An 18,899-nucleotide genomic window follows, 5' to 3' on the forward strand; every position below is an offset into this window, starting at 1 on the left:
GTCCACTCGCGTAGGGATCGCTCTTGACCACCCGGGCCACCGGTACTGTCCCGTCCACCGACTTCCATCAACACCGCACCACCGACTCGACCAAGCTCCGGGAGCAGCGCCGCCCGGGCTTCAAGGACACCTTCAGCGCGCTGCGGGTCCGCAACTTCCGCCTCCTGGTCAGCGGACTGCTGATCAGTTCGACCGGCGGCTGGATCCAGCGCATCGCCCAGGACTGGCTGGTGCTCACGCTCACCGGCAGCGCCACCGCGGTCGGCATCACGACCGCGCTGCAGTTCCTCCCCACCCTCCTGCTCGGCCTGTACGGCGGCGTGATCGCGGACCGCTTCCCGAAGCGGAAGGTCCTGCTCGTCACCCAGATCACGATGGGCACCTGTGCCGGCGTCCTCGCGCTGACCGCCTTCACCGGCAGCGTCCAGGTCTGGCACGTCTACACGATGGCTCTCGTCCTCGGCCTCGCCACCGCCGTCGACAACCCGACCCGGCAGTCGTTCGTCACCGAGCTCGTCCCGCGCGACACGGTCCGGAACGCGATCAGCATGGTGTCGTCGACGTTCCAGCTCGGCAGCCTGATCGGCCCGGCGCTCGGCGGCGTGCTGCTCGGCACGATCGGCGCGGGCTGGGCGTTCGCACTCAACGGCATCACGTTCTTCGCGTCGATCAGCGCACTGCTGCGGATGCGCGAGAGCGAGATGCCCGGGTTCCACGCGGCGCGCAAGGCGAGCGCCGGGATGCGGATCCGGGACGGGCTGCGCGACGGCGTGCGGTACGCGCTCGACGAACCGGCCGTCCGGTGGGCGATCGCGCTGGTCGGGATCTACGGCATGTTCGCGATCAGCCTGCCGGTGACGCTGACCGCGTTCGCCGACCGGGTCTTCCACACCGGCGCCTCCGGGTACGGCGTCCTGAACTCGGTCGTCGCGTTCGGAGCGCTCGGCGGGGCACTGCTCTCGGCCCGGCGGGTCCGGACGTCGCGGCTGCGGAACCTGATCGGGATCGCCTGCCTGCTGACCATCACCCAGGTGCTGGCCGCGGTCCAGCCGTCGCTGTGGACGTTCATCCCGGTGCTGGCGGCGATGGGGATGGCGACGCTGATGTTCCTGACCGCGGCCCAGTCGATGGTCCAGCTGACCACTCCGGACGGCCTCCGCGGCCGCGTGTCCGGGATCTACAACCTGGTCTTCATCGGGGGCGGCGCCATCGGCGGGCCGCTGGTCGGGTTCCTCGCGCAGAACCTCGGGGCCCGCTGGGCCCTGCTGCTCGCGGGCCTCGTCCCGGCCGTCGCGACGATCGCGATCGGTCTGCGGCTGCGCCGGGACGGCCGGTTCCGGCTGGTCCTGGTCCGGAGCCGGTCGCCGTGGCGCCAGGGCCCGATCCGGGTGAACCTGCAGCAGTCCGAGATCCAGCTGTCGGCTCCGAAGAGCACACCGCTGCCGCGCACCTCGCGCCCGTTCACCCTAGGCCGCCGCCAGCATGCGCGCATGGACTCCCACGCGCGCCCGATGCGCACCCGCCGCCGCCCACAACACCACTAGAACGCCGCCTCACCGCCATGCGGGACGGTGAGGCGGGTCAGTCCCGGGGCAGGGCTGCGCTGCCTTCCCGGCCCTGCCCCGGGCCACTTTGTGCACCCACCGACCATTTCGCGCCGCGCGTTGTGGTCGGTGGGTGCACAAAGTCAGCGTGGGGCGAGGGAGATGTTGTCCAGGCGGAGCCAGGTGGGGGCGTCGACGCCCCAGTAGCCGGTGAAGACGGTCATGGTCGTGTTCGTGCCGGAGTTGAAGTCGACAGTGAGTTGCTTGTAGCCGGGCGGCGCGGTGTAGTTCACCTCGGCGTACGGCGTGCTGCCGGCGCGGATCCCGAAGTACCCGCCGGTGAAGTTGCCGGAGCCCTCGACCCAGCCGGTCAGCCGGTAGTTCGTGTTCGGCTTCACGGGAACCGTTTGTTTGAAGGCGTTCCAGCTCGCGTCGGAGGCGTTGATCCAGCCGTTGTTCCGGCCCTGCTGGGTCCAGCCACGGTCGTGGTCGATCCCTTTCGTACCCGGTCCCTCGGTCTCCCACGGTGCACCCACCGCGGTGCCCGGCTGCGCTTCGAAGCTCGGGTCGGTCACGGCGGAGCCGTAGTACGCCTCCAGTTCGCCGATCGAGGTGAAGGTCTGCGCGCCGCCCGGCGTACCGATGATCCGGACGCCGTCACCCGACACCGGGTCGAAGCTGAAGACGTACGTCCGGTTCGTCCCGGCGGCCGAGCTCGTCGGGTACGCCGGGGTCGCGGTCTTCCCGGTCACGTCGGTCCACGCGCCGTTGCGCCGTACCTGGACCTTCGGTGCCGAGGCGAACCATCCGCCGTCGCCGAACATGGTGCCGGTCGTGTAGACGACCTTGTTGAGGTTGTAGGACCGCGGCCAGGTGTAGCCCCACCAGCTGAGCGGTTTGCGCTCGTCGTTCCAGTCGTCCTCGTTCTGCGCGCGGACGCCGTCGTTGTAGCTGGACTGCCCGAAGTGCGTCGCCCGCTCGATCGGGACCGTGCCGGGCTCGCGCGCCAGGTTCCGCGTACCGTCGAGCGTGTTGTCCGGTGTGGTCGGCACGGACGGGGTGAGGGACATCTTGCGCAGCGAGAACGTGTACGCCCACCGGTCAGTCACGCCGCCGCCGCACGGGCAGACGTTGGACTGCAGCCACATGTTCTTGCCGTCGGCACTGATGTACTTCGACGGGATCGTCGTCGCGTATCCACCGTGCTTGGCATGCGTCCACGGGTAGCCGCCGAAGTCCTTCGGAGTGAAGTGCTTCCACGGTCCCCACGGCGTCGGCGACTCGTAGAACTCGAAGGTGTACTCCGTCCAGGACGTGTAGATGTAGCGGTTGAGCGGCTTGTTGAACACCACCCCGCCCTGGCTGATCGCGGTCAGGTTGCGGACGCGTCCCGCCGTACCGACGTCGGTGTAGATGTGCCGGTCGTCGTGCAGCACGGCGACCCGGGAGTTGATGTCGGCGGTCCACTGCGGTACGCCGTTCGCGTCGGAGCCGGCGTAGAACCGCCAGGCCGCGCGATCCTGGATGCCGGTCGCGGGCACCCGCGCGAGCCAGAGGTCGACGGGGTCGGGCACGCGGTTCGAGAACGAGTCGCGCCAGTTGTTGTCCAGACCGTACGCGTAGACGTAGCCGTCCGGTGAGTTGACGTTGTTCTTGCCGTAGTCCAGAAAGAAGATCGTGGTGAACTTCGAGCCGCCGAACATCGGTGCGCTCGTGTCGAACGACCAGGTCCGGCCCTTGTCGGTGGACTTCGCGATCGTCGCGGCCGGCGCGTCGTCGAAGTCGAACGCGAGATCCTGGACGGCGAGGTAGAGCGCGCCGCCGACGCAGGCCATACCGGTCGGCTTGCGGGTGTGGTTCGGGGTCCACACCTTGCCGAGCTGGTCGCCCTGGGCGAGCTGCGTGCCGGTCAGGTTGCCGGGCAGCCCGGAGATCCGGGTGACGCCGATGTCACTCGCACTCGAGCCGAACCCGATGCCGTCGCCGTACGCCGCGTACACGTGGTCGTCGTCCGACCAGCAGTTCGGCCACAGGTCGCCGTGATCCTTGTCGTCGCCGATCGCCGGCGCTCCGACCGTCGCGCCCGCGTCGATGCCGACGGTCGAGAAGAAGGTGCTCTCCGGCGGCGAGCCAGTGCTCGCGGCACCTGCCGGGAGCACTCCACCCACTCCGAGAGCAACAGCAGCAGCAATCGCCATCTTCCGCATGACAGCCTCCTGGAACCCGGTGCGGAGGCGGGAGAAATCGATTTCCCGCACCGGGTGGATCGAGAGTGCCAGCCGCCCGGACCCCCGGTCAACCCCTCAAACCCACATCGAACCCCACCCCCGCCATCCGGCCAGGCCCCGTCCGCCGACTTTGTGCACCAGGTCCGTGAACGGGCGACGCCGCCGTGAGGATGCCGTGCACAAAGTCGACCGGCGTTTCGCCTACGGGGTCGTGATGACGCCGACCGGGAGCACCTTGACGGTGCGGTGGTGTTTGGTGCCGCCGAGGACCACCTGACGCAGCGCGACGTTGTTCTTCGTGCTCGACTCGTACAGGCGGTTCTCCGGGTTGGCGGCGACCTGGACGTAGTACGTACCGTTCGCCAGGTTCGTGATGTCGAAGGACTGGCCGGGCAGCGACTGCACGTAGGTGTCGCCGGAGCCGACGTCCAGGACCTCACGCACCGACAGCGAACCGCGGTCGCCGCAGGCCGTGTGCAGGTCAGTGTTGTCCGGGTGCCAGTTCGCGTTCTTCACCGTGTAGTCGATGACGTCCGTGGCGGCCAGGCAGAACGCTTCCTTCTGGCTCCGCACGACCTCGGTTTGTTTCGCGTTCAGCAGGCTGTAGCGGGCGAAGTCCGTGAAATGCCAGTGGTTGTGACCGTCGCGACCGTCCCACTCCAGCGTGCCGGTGTTCTGGTACCCGACCTGCTTGCCCTGCGCGTCGTAGAAGTACTGGTACGCGTCCATCAGATCCTTGCCCTGCCGACGGAAGCCGTCCAGCACCAGCGGCGACGGGCCCGCGTTCCACACGGTCGCCGAGAACTGCAGGAAGTCCTTGCCCGCGTCCGGCGTACCTTCCTCACCCGCAGCGACCTGGATCCCCCAGGCCGGTACCGGCCGCAGGTCCGGCTTCGGGCCCTTCGGCACGCTCGCCTTGCCGGTTGGGCGTGTCGCGTTCGGCCTCGGCGCCACGGAACCCGACGCCATCTTCACCGCGCTGGTCGCGGCGGACTTCTGCACGGTCACGTTCAGGCTCACCGAGGCGTCCTTGGCAGCGATCCGGAAGAAGTCCCGATACGCCTTGTTCACCGTGACCGTCGCCTTGTACTTGCCGACGGCAAGCTGTACCGGATCGCCACCGCCGTACGTCCGCGCCGACCACCCGCTCTGCAGTCCCCACACTGCGCCCTGGGTGAACGGGTTCGCCGTACAGCTGCCCGGGTACGGCGACGTCGCCGGCGCATCCGGCCGCGTCCGCGACCCCTCGCCGTTCAGGCACACCGCCTGATCCCGTTCGAGCACCTTCTTGCCCGCGGCATCGGTCAGTGTGATGTGCAGGAACTTCCCCAGCCCGGAGAAGTCCGTGACCGTCCCCTTCGGCAACTGCCGCACCGGTTTGCCCTTCAGGTACTGCGTTGCGACGACCGGCGAACTGTACGACGCCCGCTTCGCCCGGACCTCGATCGGCGCGTTGCCGGCCACCACATGCGTGCCGAGATCGAGATCGACGCCGTAGTCCTCGACACTGTCCAACGTCACATTGGTGCTACCAGCAACCAACTTCAACGGAGCCCGTGACGTCGCCGTCGACGCCGCCGAGGCACCGGCAGCCGCGAGGGCGACCAGACCGGCGGCTCCTGCCGCGGCGATCGCCGTCCGGCCGCATTTCCTTGTGCGCATACTGAAGAACCCCCTCCTGCAGCGGCCGGCACCCTCACGAGCCGGCCTCTCGCTTGGTACGACGACCCCGCGCCGGAACGAAGTTGATCAAGGTTCCATGGCAGTCCCGTCACAGGAATTCACTGCCAGCGAATACTTGACCTCGTAAATTAAACCGACTTAGGCTCGGCGACGTCCGCTCACTCCTCCCCCGGAGGACCTTCACATGTCCTTGAGACGCCGTACCGCGGTCGTGCTGGCCGCTGTCGCCCTGGTATCGACAGTCGCCACCACCGCTACCGCCACCTCCACCGACGCCCAGACCGACGCGACCCAGTCCGACGTGTCCCAGTCCGACGTGTCCCAGAGCGCGCCGGTCCCGCCCACCTACCCGCAGCTCGCCGCCAAGCCCTACATGGGCTGGAGCAGCTGGAGCCTGCAGTCGACCAACTACCCGGGCGTCAACCCCGACGGCCCCGGGAGCTTCATCAGCGAGAAGAACATCCTCACCCAGGCGCACGCCCTGGCCACCAAGCTGAAGCCCTACGGGTACGAATACATCAACATCGACGCCGGCTGGCAGGACGGCGGCGACGAGTACGGCCGCCCGGTCGCGAACCTGAAGCGGTTCCCGCGCGGTATGGAGGCCGTCGGCGACGACCTCCACAAGCTCGGCCTGAAGTTCGGTATCTACACGGTCGTCGGTCTCGGCACCGACGTCTACCGCGACGGCAACACGCCGATCCACGACGCACCCGGGTGCTTCACGCGCGACATCGTCTACCCCGACCTGCGCAAGACCAACGGCTGGGACTCGGCGTACAAGATCAACTACGCGAGCCCGTGCGCACAGAAGTACGCCGACTCGATCGCGAAGCTCTTCGCGAGTTGGGGTGTCGACTTCATCAAGATGGACGGTGTCGGACCCGGCTCCTGGAAGGGCGCGCCGGACGACCCGAACCACAACAACACCGAGGACGTCGAGGCCTGGTGGCGCGCGGTGCAGAACGCCGGCCGCCCGATGATGTACACCCTGTCCTGGTCGCTCAGCCACCGGTACGCCGACGTGTGGAAGCAGAACTCGAACGGCTGGCGGATCGACACCGACGTCGAGTGCTACTGCGACACGATCGTCACGTGGAACAGCTCGGTGAAGGCGCGCTGGTGGGACCTGCCGCAGTGGATCGACGACGCCGGCCCGGGGCACTGGAACAACCTGGACGCGATCAACGTCGGCGTCGGCGCGATGGACGGCCTGACCGACGCCGAACGCCAGTCGTACATGACGTTCTGGGCGATCAACTCCGCGCCGCTGTTCGCCGGTGACGACCTGACCAAGCTGGACGCGTACGGCTTGAAGCTGCTGACGAACCGCGAGGTCATCGCGATCAACCAGTCCGGCAACCCGGCCCGCCCGCTGAACCAGGACCAGCTGCAGCAGGTCTGGTACGCACAGAACGCCGATGGCAGTACGACGGTCGCGCTGTTCAACTTGGCCGACTCCCCCGCCACGGTGACCGGCAGGTTCGACCAGCTCGGTATCGGCGGCACGGCAACCGTCCGCGACATCTGGGCGAACCAGAACACCCGCGACGTCTCCGGCTCGGTCAGCGCCCAGCTGCCCGCGCACGGTTCGAAGCTGTACAAGATCGTGCCGAACCGGTACGGGCCGGTGAGCATTCCCGCGGACGTGACCGCGACGGACGTCAGCCGTACGACGGTGTCCCTGACCTGGCGGCCCAGCGCGGGCGCGACGTCGTACCAGGTGTTTGCCAACGGCAAGCAGGTGGCGACGAGCACGAAACCAGGCGCCGTGGTGGCCGGGCTGCTGCCGCAGACGCAGTACGCCTTCACGGTCAAGGGTGTGAAGAGCGGTCGTACGTCGGACGCGAGTGCGGCGGCGACCCTCTACACCTCGGCGGACGGCGGACCGGTGCGGTACGAGGCGGAGGCGCCGACCAGTACGCGGACCGGGGATGCGAGCGTGTCCGGCTGCAGCCTGTGTTCAGGCGGAGCGAAGATCGGCAACATCGGCTACTCGTCGACCGTGACGCTGAACGGCATCACGGTGCCGAAGACCGGTACGTACCTGGTGAAGATCGCCTACACCGACGGCGACACCAGCCGGCAGAGCATGCTGACGGTCAACGACGCCGACAGCTACTGGGTGAACTACCACGGCCTCGGCGACAACGACTGGGGTACGCCGCAGGTCACCTACCTCCCGATGAAGCTGACGACCGGCACCAACTCGATCAAGGTCAGCAACCCGAACGGCTACATCGCCGACATCGACTGGATCACGGTCTAGATCCCCCAGCTGCGGGGCCGGCACCACCAGGGTCGGCCCCGCACCCCTTTCAGCGTGGTTCGACGGTGTAGTGGATGGTCTGGGCAACGATCTTGCCGTCCTCGATCACGTACGAGTCGGCGCCGTCGCGGACCTGGACCTTCGAGTCCTGGTAGGCCCACTCCAGGAAGCCGATGTTGCCCTCGGCGGCCACGTAGGTGTAGTCGAACGCCGCGTGGTCCGGCAGCTCGTCGGCGAGCATCACCGCAAGCTCCCGGACGCCTGCGTGCCCGCGGAACGTGCCGCGGTTGATCAGGATCACGATGTCCTCGGACACGTTCCGCCGCAGGTCCTCGGCCAGCAGCTCCTCCAACGACCCACCCACCCAGTCGTTCGTAACATTCAGATGATCGTCCAGCACCTCACGTGCCGATCGCTGACTCAACTCCGCCACGATCCCTCCCTCGCTCGCAGTAGGACTTCATGCTGCGCTCACCGGCCGAACCGCACAAGTTCCGGGGTTTACTGGAACCATGAGCACCTACCCCGAAGTCTTTGTACCGCCGGGTGGTACCGCGCCCGTCCCCCGGCGGGTCCGCGCGATGCTCGACGGGCGCGTCGTCCTCGACACGACGGACGCGATCTACCTGTGGGAGTTCCCGCCGTACCCGCAGTACTACGTCCCACTCGCGGACGTCGCTCACGGCGTGCTGACCGACACCGGCGAGACGAGGGAGTTCGCGCACGGTGTCGCGCGCGTGCACACCGCGGGATCCGGACACGCCTGGGTGTACGACGAGGGCGTCGCAAAGGACCGCGTCCGCTTCCAGTGGGACGCTCTGGACAGCTGGTTCGAGGAAGACGAGGAAGTCTTCGTCCACCCCAGGAACCCGTACTCCCGCGTGGACGCAGTCAAGTCGACCCGGCACATCCAGGTTGCCGCGGACAACCAGGTCCTCGCCGACTCGAACGCGACCGTCATCGTCTTCGAGACCGGGCTGCCACCGCGCTACTACTTTCCACGGACCTCCGTGAACTTCGAGCACCTGACCCCCACCGACAGGATCACCGCCTGCCCGTACAAGGGCCGCACCTCGGCGTACTGGTCACTCCCGGAAGTACTCGACGTAGCCTGGTCCTACGACTTCCCGACCGCACCCCTGCTGCCGATCGCCGGCCACGTCGCGTTCTTCAACGAGAGCGTCGACATCACCATCGACGGCGTACCGCAGGAGCGCCCGGTCACCCCGTTCTCGAACCCAACTCTGCGAGCAACCGATGGAAATGTGAACACTCGGTGAAGTCCGGCGCCTCGCAACTGAGCGCATGCGAGATCAGCCGCTTCGACTCCTGAGCGCGGCGGATCTGCTCGTCGAGCAGGGCGTCCTGCTCGACGAGGACAGTACGACGCTCGGCGCCGTCCGGGGCGTCGAGCATGCGGCGGATCCGCGGCAGGCCGAGGCCGGCGGCTTTCGCGCGCTGGATCATCACCACGCGCGCGACCTGCGCGTCGTCGTACTGCCGCCGGCCCGACACGCGTGCGGGCGTGAGCAGGCCCTCGTCCTCCCAGTGCCGCAGGACGTGGGTGGCGAGACCGCAGCGGGACGCGAGCTCGCCGATGGTCAGCATCAGATGCCTGCGGTCGTCGCGCCGTCCATGGTGATGATCGAGGCGGTGACGTAGCTGGCCAGCGGTGAGGCCAGGAAGACGGCGACATTGGCGACCTCGTGCGGTTCGCCCGCGCGGCCCATCGGGATCTCCTTGACCATGTCGGCCAGCAGTTCGTCCTTGGGCCTGCCGGTCGCACGGACCGCGGCCTCGAGCCCCTCGTCGACGCGGCCGGTGCGGGTCATGCCGGGGTTGATCACGTTCACCCGGACGCCCTGGCCCGCGTACGCCTTCGCATAGCCGACCGACGCCAGCATCAGCGCCGCGTTCGCCGCGCCGCCGCCGATGTGCAACGGGTTCGCCGCGCGGCCGCCCTGGCCGACGATGTTCACGACCGCGCCGCTGCCGCGCTCGGCCATGCCGCGGATGACCGCCTCGGTCGCGTGCATGTACGTGAAGTATTTAGCGTCCATCGCCGCGTGCAGCGCCGTACTGTCCAGCTCGTCGACCGGCGTCCGCCGGGCCGCGCCCGCACAGTTGATCAGGATGTCCGGTACGCCGATCCGCTCGAACGCCGCCCTGGTCGCCTCGGGATCGGTCAGGTCGACCGCCTCCACCTGGAAGGCGAGCTCCTTGGCCGCGAGCGACTCCTGTGCCTTCACCAGATTGCCGGTGTCGCGGGAGATGCCGGTCACACTGGCGCCCTCGCGCGCCAGCGCCTCGACACACGCCAGCCCGATGCCCTTGCTCGCACCGGTGACCACCGCGGCCTTGCCCGAGAGTTGCAGGTCCACTCACTTCTCCTCGTCATTCGATGTCCAGAGCAACGATTTCGCAGTTGTCGCTGTTCCGGCCTTGATTCGGTCAGTACGATGGGTAACCAGATCGACACTCTTTGTTTCGACGCCTGATGCCCGAGCCACTTTGCCCTGAGCACCGACGCCGGAGGACCCGTGCCGACCACTTCCCATTCCCCACCGACTTCCGGCGAACGCCTGTCCTGGAAGCTCATTCTCCACCACGACCTGCCGGCCTCGCTGGTCGTGTTCCTGATCGCGATACCGCTGTCCCTCGGGATCGCCGCGGCGTCCGGTGCCCCGCTGATCGCCGGCCTGGTGGCCGCGGTGGTCGGCGGTGTCGTCGCCGGTGCGCTCGGCGGCTCCCCGCTCCAGGTCAGCGGCCCGGCCGCGGGCCTGACGGTCGTCGTCGCGGAGCTCGTCCACCAGTTCGGCTGGGCCGCGACCGCCGCCATCACCTGCGCCGCCGGCCTGCTGCAGATCCTGCTGGGCGTCACCCGCATCGGCCGGCTGGCGCTGTCCCTCTCCCCGGCCGTGGTGCACGGCATGCTCGCCGGGATCGGCGTCACGATCGCCGTCCAACAGCTGCACGTCGTGCTCGGCGGCACGGCGCAGAGCTCCCTGATCGCCAACATCACCGCCCTGCCCGCGCAACTCGTCGCACACCACGGCCCCTCGGTCCTGGTCGGAGTACTGACGGTCGCGATCGTCCTGACCTGGCCGAGAATCCCCAAGGCGAAGGCGATTCCGGCACCGCTCGTCGCCGTGGTCGCGGTCACCGCCCTCGCCGCGATCGCCATGCCGAACGTCACCCGCGTCGACCTCCCGGACGACCCGCTGCGGAGTCTGGTCCTCCCGGCGATGCCCGACGGCACACCGCTCGAGATCGCCACCGCGGTCCTGACGATCGCACTGGTCGCCGGCGTCGAGTCGCTGCTGTCGGCCGTTGCCGTCGACAAGCTTCATCGCGGCGCCCGGAGCAATCTCGATCGGGAGCTGATCGGCCAGGGCGCCGCCAACGCGGTGTCCGGCGCGCTCGGCGGCATGCCGATCACCGGCGTGATCGTGCGCTCGTCCACGAACGTCGCGGCCGGTGCGCGCACCCGTGCGTCCACGATCCTGCACGGCTTGTGGATCGCCGCCTTCGTGCTCGCGGCCGGTTCGATGCTCGAGCTCATCCCGATGGCCGCGCTGGCCGGCGTACTCGTCGTCATCGGATTCCGGCTCGTGCAGCTCGCGCACATCCGGACGCTGCGCCGGCACGACGAGTTGCTCGTGTACGTCGTGACCGCGCTCGGCGTCGGCGTACTGGGACTGGCCGAAGGAGTCCTGCTCGGTCTGGTGCTCGCGCTCGCGCGGGTGCTGTACCGGCTCGCGCGGGCCACCGTGACCGCGACCGAAGCCGACGGTGTGTGGACGGTACGGATCCGCGGCGCGCTGGTGTTCCTCGGCGTCGCGTCGCTGGTCCGGACGCTGCGCTCGATCCCGGCCGGTGCGGCGGTCCGGGTCGAGCTCACCGTGGATCATCTCGACCACGCGGCCCACGAGGCGATCGAGGACTGGCGGCGCGGGCACATCGCGCGCGGCGGCACGGTCGAGGTGTGTCACGCCGGGTCCGGCCACGCCACCTCCGACCACGCCGCCTCCGACGACGCCACCTCCGACCACGCCGCCTCCGACCAGGCCCCGCTGCGAGCACTGCTCGCGAAACTCGCCGCCGAGGGACAGAAGCCGGCGCACCTGTTCATCACCTGTGCGGACTCCCGGATCGTGCCGACGATGATCACGACCAGCGGCCCCGGCGACCAGTTCTGCGTGCGGAACATCGGGAATCTCGTACCGCCGAAGGGATCGAACAGCAGCTCGGTCGACGCCGCGATCGAGTACGCGGTCGACGTTCTCGGCGTGCAGTCGATCGTCGTCTGCGGGCATTCGTCCTGCGGCGCCGCGGCCGCCGCGCTCGCTGCCGACGTACCCGAAGGCTCCGGGCTGGAGAGCTGGCTACGTCATCTGGAGCCGTCGGTCCGGCGGGCGGTCGCGCTGCCGGACATCCTGGATCCGGCGACCGGTGTGCCGTTGTCGGCCGCGGACAAGCTGTCGGTCGCGAACGTCGCCGTACAGCTGGAGAACCTGCGCAGCTTCCCGTCCGTCCGCAGGGCCGAGGATCAAGGACGGCTCGAGCTGATCGGGCTCTGGTTCGACATCGGCGCGGCGACCGCCCGGCTGGTACTGGATCGCGCGCCGTTCCTGGTCCGCGCCGACGAGGAGTTGTCGAAGATCAGGAGCAGCGGTACGGCGAGAGCAATCGCCACCAATCCGTCCAGCCAGTAGTGGTTCGCGGTGACCACGACGACCGCGAACGTGAGCACCGGGTGTGCGATCCACAGCCAGCGCCAGGGTGAGCGCGTGGCCCGGATCAGGAAGACCGCGACCATGAACGCCCAGCCGACGTGCAGACTCGGCATCGCCGCGAACTGGTTCGCGATCCCGGAGTCCGTGCTCGGCCCGTAGACCGACTGGCCGAGCAGGACGCCCGTGTCCACCCAGCCCGGCATCATCCGCGGCGGGGCGAGCGGGAAGAACATGTGCCCGATCAAGGCCAGCCCGGTCAGGGACGCGAGTGCCCAGCGCGCCTTCGCGTACCCGGCCGGGCGGCGGATCAACAACCAGAGCAGAACCATCGCGGTCAGCGGGAAGTGCACGGTCGCGTAGAAGACGTTCGCGGCGCGGGCGAGCCCGTCGACCTGAAGCGCGTGCTGCTGGATCGTCGCCTCGCTGGGCAGCCCGAGCCAGGCCTCCCAGCGGATCAGCTCATGCGCGTGCCGGACCGCAGAGCCCGCATGCTCCGCCGACAGGAACCGGCCGAGGTTGTAGACGCCGAACAGGACCGCGAGCAACGCGATCTCCCGCACGATCCGCCTGACCCCACCCCGATTCCGCGTCAGCTCGGGCAACGCCGGTTGCCCTACCCGCTCCAGAGTCACCTGCGCCATGCCGACCCCCAGCTCAAACCGAACGCTCGTTCTCTGAAATCCCACCCTGCGCCTCGGGCCACCCCAAGATCAAGAACGGTCATTCGTTTTCCGTTGTGATCCCTGGCACTCTTTAAAATTATCGCAATCTGCTGATAGTTGCGAAGAATATGAACCACTTCACATCCGGCGTCGGTGAAGGGCCCGCCTAAATCGGTGGACGGGGCCTAGCAGGCTCGGGAGGCTGCTCGGATGGTGAACGTCTTCATCCGGTGGACCTGGATGCGGGCGGTGCTGCACAACGGCTGGTGGCTGGTCACGAGCGTCTACCTGGTCGTCGACGCCGGCCTGTCCCCCGCCGAGCTCGTCCTGATCGGCTCGGTGCAGAGTGCGTTCGCGCTCGTCTTCGAAGTACCGGCCGGCGTCATCGCCGACACCCTCAGCCGCAAGTGGTCGCTGGTGATCTCACAGGTGCTGATGGGTACGGCGATGCTCGCGACCGGGCTGTTCGAGTCGTTCCCGGCGCTCCTCGCCACGCAGGTGCTGTGGGGCATCTCGTGGACCTTCGCCAGCGGGTCGGACGTCGCGCTGATCACCGACGAACTCGGGTCCGGGGAGATCAACCTCGTCCTCGCCCGGGCCGCCCGTGCCCAGTTGACCGGTGCCGCGACCGGTCTCGTCGTCCTGGGCCTGCTCGCGTGGACGACCCGGCGCGACCTCACGATCGTGATCGCCGGCGTCGCGATGCTGTCGCTGGCGCTCTACGTCGCGCTCCGCTTCACCGAGCACAACTTCGTCCCGACCCGGACCGCACGCTGGTCGGCGTCCTGGGGCACGTTCCGGCGAGGCGTCACGCTGGTACGGCGCAGTCGCGCGATCCTGCTGATCTTCGCCGCGACGTTCCTCGTGAACGGCGCCTCGGACGCCGCCGGACGCCTTACCCAGAAGCAACTTCTCGACCTCGGCCTGCCGACCGCGCCTGACCCGATCGCCTGGTTCACCGCGCTCGGCGTCATCGGGCTGCTCGTCGGCGCCGTCGTACTCCGGCTCGTCACCCGGCGGATCAGCGGCGCGCACGCCGCGACCGACTACGCGCTGGCCGCAGTGGTCGGAGTACTCGGCATGCTGCTGCTCGCGTTCGCTCCCGATCCGGTCGTCGGCGCGATCGCGGTCGTACTGCTGAACGGCATCGTCACGCCGCTCACCCGCGTGATCAGCACGATCTGGGTGAACACCCGCACAACCGCCGACATCCGCGCCACCACCCACTCGTTCCTCGCCCAGCTCGAGTACCTGGGCGAGATCACCTGCGGCCTCGCCATCTCCGCGATCGCCCGACTCACCACACTCCCCCTCGCGCTCACTGCGTGCGCAGCCCTGTTCGCAGCCACCGCCGTACTGATGGGCCGGGTCAGACGGTGATGGTTGCGCCGGCTGGAGTCGCGGAAACGTGCAGGAGCGCGTCGTCGGGGAGTTCGTCATACCGGGCTACGACGACCGGGAGGTTGAGGTGGTAGAGCTCGGCGGCGACGAGGGCGCCGAGGGGGATGATCGGGTCGGGGCGGGACAGGATGATCGCGGCGGGGGCGGTGCGGGCGCGGATCTGTTCGGCGAGGACGCTGGACGCGGAGCTGGAGCCGCGGCCCGATTCCATCAGCAGGATGCGGCCGGTGAGGAGCGCTCCGCATTGCGGGTGGTGGGCGTCGACGATGCGGCCCTGGTTGTCGGTCCCGCCCCAGAACGACAGCGGCGCGGTGAGACGGATCGGCGTACCGGTGGCGGTCCCGGGATGCAGGGTGCGGCCGTGGATGATCATACGTCGAGAACCACTCGGCCGGCGCGCGCCGAGGCGACGCATTCGGCGAGCGTGCCGAGGATCGGGGAGACGTTGATGTTGCCGGGTGCGTAGTGCGCCCACTTGCCTGAGTTCGTCATCACGTGCTTCCAGGTGGGCGACAGGATCGCGGTCACGTACGTGCAGGTGTCGACGACGACCGTCACACCGGCGGCCTCCAGCACCCGCAGTACGCCGTTGTCCGCCAGCCGATCTCGCGTCGCGCGAGCCGTCGACAGGTAGAACGGCAACGCGAGGGGCGGTCCCACCACCAGCTCGGCCAGCCGGACACATTCGTCGTACGACGCATGCGGCGTACCGACGCTCACTGCGTCCAGCTCCGAGACGGCCGACGACAACTCGCGTCGCACATGCTGCAGTGTCTCCAGCTCCACCACCCGCACGGGCAGGTCCTCGACCGATGAGGGCGCCTCCGGCGTGATACCGACCGCGTGGAACAGCGCGACTCCCCCGGCCGACGCGGCCGCCGCGCCGAAGGCCTTCAGCTCGTCCTCGCCCACATCGGCCGGAATCCCTACCAGCACAGGGATCCCGTCGCCGACGACCGACCCGATGTGATGACCGAGCAACGGATACGCCAGCTCGCTGTGCAGGAACTCACCGAGCGGACGGCAGTCGAAGGCCACGGTCCCGCGCCGCGCCTCGGGCGTCTGCAACCCGGCGTACGGCGCCCGTCCGGTGATCGCCGCGCAGACGTCGAGGAAGTCGCCGTACCGATCCGTCCGCGCGCCGAGGACCGAGTTCGCGAACACGATCGCGTTCGACTCCGCCCACGCGATGTGCTCGCCGAAGCCGGGCCGGTCCGCGAGCTGGTACGGCGCGCAGGTGAACGTCGGCGTACACCCGAGGCCGACGTACGCCGTCATCAGTTCCCGTCCCGCGGCCGCGAGCTCGTGGTCGCGCACCAGGGCGGGATGGATGAGGTCCATCGAGCCGACGTTCAGCGTGGTCGGCACGCGGACCCGGGCCCCCAGGTCCGCGAGGCGGTGCGCGAAGTCGAGGCTGACCTGGCCGTGGTACAGGCACGAGTCGACGTGCGCGGACGTGATCTCGACGAGCCGCGGCGCGTCCGAGATCCGCGCCTGACCGACGATCACCCGCATCGCGAGCGCGACGGCCTCTCCGTCCCGACCGCCGAGCATCGCTTCTTCCTCGGCGGTCAGGTGGAGAGTCGGCATGCTTCAGACGGTAACCCGGCGGGACGCCACCAGAGCCCCCGACTCGTAGCCGTCGGCCCGCAGCAGCTGGCCGGGCGTGACGTCGAGAATGTCGAGGCTGGTCGATCCGGTCAGGTCCTCGGAACTGATCGGGCGGTCGTCGACGTACACATCAACCCGATCGATGCCCAGGACATCGATCGTGACCGTGAGCGTCGTACCGCTGAACGACGTCTGCACGTCGAGACGGTGCAACGGCATCTCCGCGAGCAGTTCGCCGGCCCTGTTCAGCAGGTCGAAATTGCCGTCGAGCAGGTCGGCCCTGGTCATCCGGTGAGTCTCGTGCGGCTTCACGCCGAGGTCCTCGACCGGGGTACCGGCGAGCTTGCCGACCCGGAGCGTGCGCCGGATCGCGACCCGCAGGTTCGCGCCGTTCGGCAGCGCGACGTACGGCGAGGTCTCGTCGGGTGGCGGCGGTTCGTTGAGCAGCGCCGCGAGCAGACCGTGCGTCCAGACGTTCGCGCCGCCCGCGCCGGTGTTGTCGTCGACCCCGAGGATGGTGCCGATCTCGTGGTCGGCGAACCCGGCGGTGAAGATGTCCGTGGCCGAGTAGACCCGGGCGTCGGTGACCAGCACGACCGGACCGAGGTACGTCTGCCCGATGTCGTTCGCACCCTCCTCCGGCGTGATCGGTTTCGCCGCCGAGTACTGCGCCCCGGTCTCGATCGCCAGGTCGAGCGAGTCGAACCACGGGCCGAGGTCGATCCCGGCCGGGTTGTTCTGGTGCCGCCGGCAGATCCTCAGGTTGAGCGGCGTACTGATGAACTGCACCGGCTCGGGCGCGATCCGCCGCGGCGTCAGCGTCTGCAGCGTGAACTCGCTCGCGTAGATGTGCCCGCCGCCGTTGTCGCGGACGTCGACGATCAAACCGTTCTGCGGGAGCGCGGCGGCCAGCCGGACGAACTCGTCCCGGAACGCGACCGGGTCCGGCACGCTGAACGTGAAGATCCGGACATGCCCGAAGGTGCCGGACGACGTGACGACCTCGCGGGCCCGGAAGACGCCGGGCATCGTGGTCGGCAGGTCCGCCCCACCGACCGCGGCCGGGACGGCGAGCTCGGCGGAGGTCTGGCCGCGTTCGAGCTCGACGACGTCGCGGACGTACAGCGCCTTCTTCGCCCGGGACTTCTCGTCGGAGTCGAGGTCGAGCCCCATCGACGCCGACGTCTCGCTGACCGCGTCCAGATCCGTCATCGGCGGCAGGTTGGTGGTGACCTTCCACTGCTCGCGCAGTTCCTGCTGCGAGCCGTCGAGGCCGACGTACGTGAGCGTCACCCAGTCCTCGTCGGGCGGCGCCTGGATCACCAACGGTCGCAGCGTGAGCGAGTCCAGGCCGCGGGCGCGGCTGGCGGCCTCGTTGCTGCCGGCGAACCTCGCGCCGTTCAGGGCGACGGCGCGGGCGATCGGCGTGCCGTTCCAGTGCGTCACCTCGGCGCCGGGGCCGAACTGCGGTGCCTGGTAGCCGGTGACGGTGCGCGTGATCAGGTACCGCTCGGCGCCGTCGGCGTCGTGGCACTTCTCGATCATGAACGGCAGGAACGCGATCTTGCCGGCGAACGGCACCGGCAGCAGGTAGTTGGTGTGCAGGTCGCGGACCGAGTTGAAGATGCTCGACATCTCGCGGTGGAACATCCACTCGGCTTCCATTGTCGCCGCCGTCTGGCGCTCCATCCGGGCGCGCATCACGCGCAGCCGCTGGAGCGGGTTCACGGCGTGCATCGCGATCTTCAGCGGCAGATGCACGTAGTTCTCGCCGAGCAGCAGCAGCGCCTGGTCCACCAGGAGCTTCCGCTGCGCGAGCGTGAGGTTGCCGGCCGAGCCGAGAAAGTCGGCCAGCGGTACGACGGCCTGCGCCTTCGCGGCCGGCTTGCGGCGGGTCGTGGCGGCGCGCTTCTTCGTCGCGGTTCTGATCGTGCGTGGTTGAGACATGTTTCCCCCTGTGCGGCAGCCCCTCCCCGGGCCGCGATGCCTCCACCGTCGTCCGCGCACCAGCCGATGTCAACGGCCCGCGGGGTTGACCGCCTGCCTGCAAGGATGGGCGGGTGAAGGAGTTTTGGGACAACATCACCGCGGTACAGCCGGAACCGTCGCTGCGACTGGTGATCGGAACCGGCGTGGTCGCGCTGCTGCTGATCGCGTGGCGACCGATCTGGAAGTACACGCGGCAGGTCGTGACGATCGCGCACGAGGGCGCGCACGGACTGATCGCCGCGCTGGTCGGCCGCAAGCTGTCCGGGATCCGGCTGCACTCGGACACATCCGGGGTCACGGTGTCCCGCGGCAAGCCGACCGGCGGCGGGATGATCGCCGTACTGCTGGCCGGTTATCCCGGTCCCGCGCTCTTCGGTCTGGCCGCTGCGTTCGTCCTCAGCCGCGGGTACGCCGTTGCGCTGCTCTGGGGGCTGTTGCTCGCTCTGGTGATCCTGCTGCTCCAGATCCGCAACCTGTTCGGGCTCTGGTCTGTACTGGTGTTCGGTGCCGTGGTGTTCGGGGTGTCGTGGTGGGGTTCGGCCACCGCGCAGGCTGCGTTCGCTCACCTGCTCACCTGGTTCCTGCTGCTGGCCGCGCCGCGTGCGGTGCTGGAGCTGCAGTACTCGCGCCGCGGCGGCCGGGGCCGTACGTCGGACGCGGACCAGCTCCGCCGCCTGACCGGCGTACCGGCGATCCTGTGGGTCGGCGTCTTCGGGCTGGTGACGCTCGGCTGCTTGGCGGTCGGCGTGATGTGGTCCGGTGTCCTGCCGAGCTAG

14 protein-coding genes and 1 pseudogene are annotated in these 18,899 nt (G+C 68.9%); 6 read left to right on the plus strand and 9 right to left on the minus strand.

The features are described from left to right. The first annotated feature begins 23 nt into the window (after nucleotides 1–23). Nucleotides 24–1,544 (plus strand): MFS transporter, encoded by a 1,521-nt coding sequence (locus BJY22_RS32705; protein ID WP_167214635.1) that lies wholly within the window; start codon nucleotides 24–26, stop codon nucleotides 1,542–1,544. Nucleotides 1,545–1,687: 143 nt separating this feature from the next. Here the strand turns inward: BJY22_RS32705 and BJY22_RS32710 are convergent, their stop codons facing one another. Together BJY22_RS32710 and BJY22_RS32715 are read right to left on the minus strand one after the other, a co-directional pair. Next, on the minus strand, nucleotides 1,688–3,751 hold the full coding sequence (locus BJY22_RS32710) for a hypothetical protein (protein WP_202891361.1): 2,064 nt from the start codon (nucleotides 3,749–3,751) through the stop codon (nucleotides 1,688–1,690). 222 nt (nucleotides 3,752–3,973) lie between these two features. Further along, a complete protein-coding gene (locus BJY22_RS32715; RefSeq protein ID WP_167214638.1) occupies nucleotides 3,974–5,434 on the minus strand; it encodes a lysyl oxidase family protein in 1,461 nt (486 codons plus the stop codon). 205 nt (nucleotides 5,435–5,639) lie between these two features. On the opposite strand from BJY22_RS32715, the gene BJY22_RS32720 reads away from it, so the two are divergent. After that, nucleotides 5,640–7,724 carry a fibronectin type III domain-containing protein gene (locus BJY22_RS32720; RefSeq protein WP_167214641.1) on the plus strand — a complete coding sequence of 695 codons (2,085 nt, stop codon included), beginning with the start codon at nucleotides 5,640–5,642 and terminating at the stop codon, nucleotides 7,722–7,724. Nucleotides 7,725–7,773: 49 nt separating this feature from the next. On the opposite strand, the gene BJY22_RS32725 is transcribed toward BJY22_RS32720, so the two are convergent. Beyond that, nucleotides 7,774–8,157: a nuclear transport factor 2 family protein gene (locus tag BJY22_RS32725; protein ID WP_202891362.1), complete on the minus strand. Its 384-nt coding sequence runs from the start codon at nucleotides 8,155–8,157 to the stop codon at nucleotides 7,774–7,776. 79 nt (nucleotides 8,158–8,236) lie between these two features. On the opposite strand from BJY22_RS32725, the gene BJY22_RS32730 reads away from it, so the two are divergent. Next, nucleotides 8,237–9,004 (plus strand): DUF427 domain-containing protein, encoded by a 768-nt coding sequence (locus BJY22_RS32730; protein ID WP_167214644.1) that lies wholly within the window; start codon nucleotides 8,237–8,239, stop codon nucleotides 9,002–9,004. Here the strand turns inward: BJY22_RS32730 and BJY22_RS32735 are convergent. Continuing rightward, nucleotides 8,946–9,332 carry a MerR family transcriptional regulator gene (locus tag BJY22_RS32735; RefSeq protein WP_167214647.1) on the minus strand — a complete coding sequence of 129 codons (387 nt, stop codon included), beginning with the start codon at nucleotides 9,330–9,332 and terminating at the stop codon, nucleotides 8,946–8,948. The two genes, BJY22_RS32730 and BJY22_RS32735, sit on opposite strands and share 59 nt — an antisense overlap. After that, a complete protein-coding gene (locus BJY22_RS32740; protein WP_167214649.1) occupies nucleotides 9,332–10,105 on the minus strand; it encodes an SDR family oxidoreductase in 774 nt (257 codons plus the stop codon). The genes BJY22_RS32735 and BJY22_RS32740 overlap by 1 nt, the downstream gene beginning before the upstream one ends. Before the next feature lie 249 nt (nucleotides 10,106–10,354). On the opposite strand from BJY22_RS32740, the pseudogene BJY22_RS32745 reads away from it, so the two are divergent. Next, a pseudogene (locus BJY22_RS32745) lies at nucleotides 10,355–12,259 on the plus strand (bifunctional SulP family inorganic anion transporter/carbonic anhydrase); the annotation flags it as partial. A gap of 14 nt (nucleotides 12,260–12,273) precedes the next feature. On the opposite strand, the gene BJY22_RS32750 reads toward BJY22_RS32745, so the two are convergent. Further along, nucleotides 12,274–13,101 carry a phosphatase PAP2 family protein gene (locus tag BJY22_RS32750; RefSeq protein ID WP_202891363.1) on the minus strand — a complete coding sequence of 276 codons (828 nt, stop codon included), beginning with the start codon at nucleotides 13,099–13,101 and terminating at the stop codon, nucleotides 12,274–12,276. A gap of 231 nt (nucleotides 13,102–13,332) precedes the next feature. On the opposite strand from BJY22_RS32750, the gene BJY22_RS32755 reads away from it, so the two are divergent. Beyond that, the gene (locus BJY22_RS32755) at nucleotides 13,333–14,502 is read left to right on the plus strand and encodes an MFS transporter (RefSeq protein ID WP_167214655.1); all 1,170 of its coding nucleotides are present in this window, start codon (nucleotides 13,333–13,335) and stop codon (nucleotides 14,500–14,502) included. On the opposite strand, the gene BJY22_RS32760 is transcribed toward BJY22_RS32755, so the two are convergent. Genes BJY22_RS32760 through BJY22_RS32770 form a run of 3 tightly spaced genes read right to left on the minus strand, consistent with a single transcriptional unit; the run spans nucleotide 14,492 to nucleotide 18,081 of the window. Beyond that, nucleotides 14,492–14,896, minus strand: coding sequence for an aconitase X swivel domain-containing protein (locus tag BJY22_RS32760; protein WP_167214657.1), 405 nt, complete (start codon nucleotides 14,894–14,896; stop codon nucleotides 14,492–14,494). The two genes, BJY22_RS32755 and BJY22_RS32760, sit on opposite strands and share 11 nt — an antisense overlap. After that, nucleotides 14,893–16,113, minus strand: a complete 1,221-nt coding sequence (locus BJY22_RS32765; protein ID WP_167214661.1) for an aconitase X — start codon at nucleotides 16,111–16,113, stop codon at nucleotides 14,893–14,895. Before BJY22_RS32765 ends, BJY22_RS32760 begins: the two co-directional genes overlap by 4 nt. Before the next feature lie 3 nt (nucleotides 16,114–16,116). Next, nucleotides 16,117–18,081, minus strand: a complete 1,965-nt coding sequence (locus tag BJY22_RS32770; RefSeq protein ID WP_167214664.1) for a S41 family peptidase — start codon at nucleotides 18,079–18,081, stop codon at nucleotides 16,117–16,119. Between the two features lie 113 nt (nucleotides 18,082–18,194). Between BJY22_RS32770 and BJY22_RS32775 the strand changes: the two genes are divergently transcribed. Then, nucleotides 18,195–18,899 carry a M50 family metallopeptidase gene (locus tag BJY22_RS32775; protein WP_167214667.1) on the plus strand — a complete coding sequence of 235 codons (705 nt, stop codon included), beginning with the start codon at nucleotides 18,195–18,197 and terminating at the stop codon, nucleotides 18,897–18,899.

The sequence above is a fragment of the Kribbella shirazensis genome, from assembly GCF_011761605.1.
GTDB lineage: Bacteria > Actinomycetota > Actinomycetes > Propionibacteriales > Kribbellaceae > Kribbella > Kribbella shirazensis.